The sequence below is a fragment of the Pseudomonas sp. MF6396 genome (assembly GCF_002018915.1).
GTDB lineage: Bacteria > Pseudomonadota > Gammaproteobacteria > Pseudomonadales > Pseudomonadaceae > Aquipseudomonas > Aquipseudomonas palmensis.
This window is the reverse complement of the sequence record NZ_MVOK01000082.1, coordinates 1-1736: the sequence shown is the minus strand read 5'-3', so window position 1 is coordinate 1736 and position 1736 is coordinate 1. Positions and strand designations below refer to the sequence as shown.

The 1736-nt window shown below is 65.4% G+C and carries 4 protein-coding genes; 1 reads left to right on the top strand and 3 read right to left on the bottom strand.

The features are described 5' to 3' along the window. On the top strand, positions 1-465 hold a 465-nt coding region (locus MF6396_RS28010), incomplete at its 5' end, for a recombinase family protein (RefSeq protein WP_078482016.1). Positions 466-517: 52 nt separating this feature from the next. Here MF6396_RS28010 and merE read toward each other — a convergent pair. The 3 genes from merE to MF6396_RS27995 all read right to left on the bottom strand — a co-directional run. Then, entirely contained in the window at positions 518-754 is a 237-nt protein-coding gene (gene merE, locus MF6396_RS28005) for a broad-spectrum mercury transporter MerE (protein ID WP_001087809.1), read from the bottom strand. Continuing rightward, positions 751-1116 (bottom strand): mercury resistance co-regulator MerD, encoded by a 366-nt coding sequence (gene merD, locus MF6396_RS28000; protein ID WP_003465059.1) that lies wholly within the window; start codon positions 1114-1116, stop codon positions 751-753. Before merD ends, merE begins: the two co-directional genes overlap by 4 nt. Positions 1117-1132: 16 nt before the next feature. Then, on the bottom strand, positions 1133-1736 hold a 604-nt coding region (locus tag MF6396_RS27995), incomplete at its 5' end, for an FAD-dependent oxidoreductase (protein WP_161493057.1).

Genomic DNA, 1736 nt, shown 5'->3' with positions numbered 1-1736 from the left:
AGCTGCCTGAAGGCGTTGCGAACTGGCGACACACTGGTCGTGTGGAAACTGGATCGGCTCGGACGCGACCTGCGACATCTCATCAACACCGTGCACGACCTGACTGGGCGCGGCATCGGCTTGAAGGTATTAACCGGGCACGGCGCGGCCATCGACACCACGACCGCCGCCGGCAAGCTGGTCTTTGGCATCTTCGCCGCCCTGGCCGAGTTCGAGCGCGAGTTGATCGCGGAGCGCACGATTGCCGGCCTAGCCTCGGCCCGCGCGCGCGGGCGGAAAGGCGGCCGGCCGTTCAAGATGACCGCCGCCAAGCTGCGGCTGGCGATGGCGGCAATGGGTCAGCCAGAGACCAAGGTCGGCGACCTGTGCCAGGAACTTGGCGTCACGCGGCAGACCCTGTATCGGCATGTTTCACCCAAGGGTGAGCTACGTCCAGATGGCGAGAAGCTACTCAGCCGAATTTGATGCCGGCATGAGGCAACGTAGCGACAGCGTGGTTTGTCTCAATGGGAAGCGCTCATGATCGATCTTTGAAGGCCCGCAGCAGTCGTGTCACAGACAGGACGAACAAACCGGTCAGCGTGAGGGCTGCGATACCCCAGTACTCTCCGATGAACGCGCCGGCCGTCGTGCCGGCCAGCACAATGGCGAGAATCGGCAAATGGCAGGGACAGGTGAGCACGGCCAGCGCGCCCCACAGGTAGCCGGTGATCGGTTTGTGCGTCTCGGACGGCAAGCGCTCGGGGCTGTTCATGGCAGACTCTCCGCGTGCTGTGCCGGCTCGGTCGGCATGGTGGCCAACTGCACCTCCAGATCGGCCAACGCTTCGCGCCGACGCTCGACGAACTGGCGCAGAACGGCAAGCTGCGCGGCCGCTTCATCGCCGTCCGCAGCATCCAGCGCCCGGCACAGCCGCGCCAGCGCGTCCAGGCCGATGCCCGCCTCGAAGGCCGCCCGCACGAAGCACAGCCGTTGCAAGGCGGCATCATCGAACAGGCCATAGCCGCCCGGGGTGCACGCCACCGGACGCAGCAATCCGCGCAGCAGGTAGTCGCGCACGATATGCACGCTCACCCCGGCATCAAGGGCCAGCCGGGACACGGTGTAGGCGCTCATTGAAAACCTCCTTTTTTTATCCAGCGCAGCAGGAAAGCTGCTTCACGTCCTTGTTGAAGGTCTGCGCCGCAAGCTTCAACCCCTCGACCATTGTCAGGTAGGGGAACAACTGGTCGGCCAGTTCCTGCACCGTCATGCGGTTGCGGATGGCGAGCACCGCCGTCTGGATCAGTTCGCCCGCTTCCGGGGCCACCGCCTGCACGCCGATGAGCCGTCCGCTACCTTCCTCGATGACCAGCTTGATGAAGCCGCGTGTGTCGAAGTTGGCAAGCGCTCGCGGAACGTTGTCGAGTGTCAGCGTGCGACTGTCGGTCTCGATGCCATCGTGGTGCGCTTCCGCCTCGCTGTAGCCCACGGTGGCGACTTGCGGGTCGGTGAACACCACTGCCGGCATCGCGGTCAGATTGAGGGCTGCGTCGCCGCCGGTCATGTTGATCGCGGCACGGGTGCCGGCGGCCGCTGCCACGTAGACGAACTGCGGCTGGTCGGTGCAGTCGCCGGCCGCGTAGATGTTCGGGTTGCTCGTGCGCATGCCTTGGTCGATAACGATGGCCCCTTGCGCATTGACAGTGACCCCCGCCGCGTCCAGCGCGAGGCTGCGCGTATTCGGTGCCCGACCG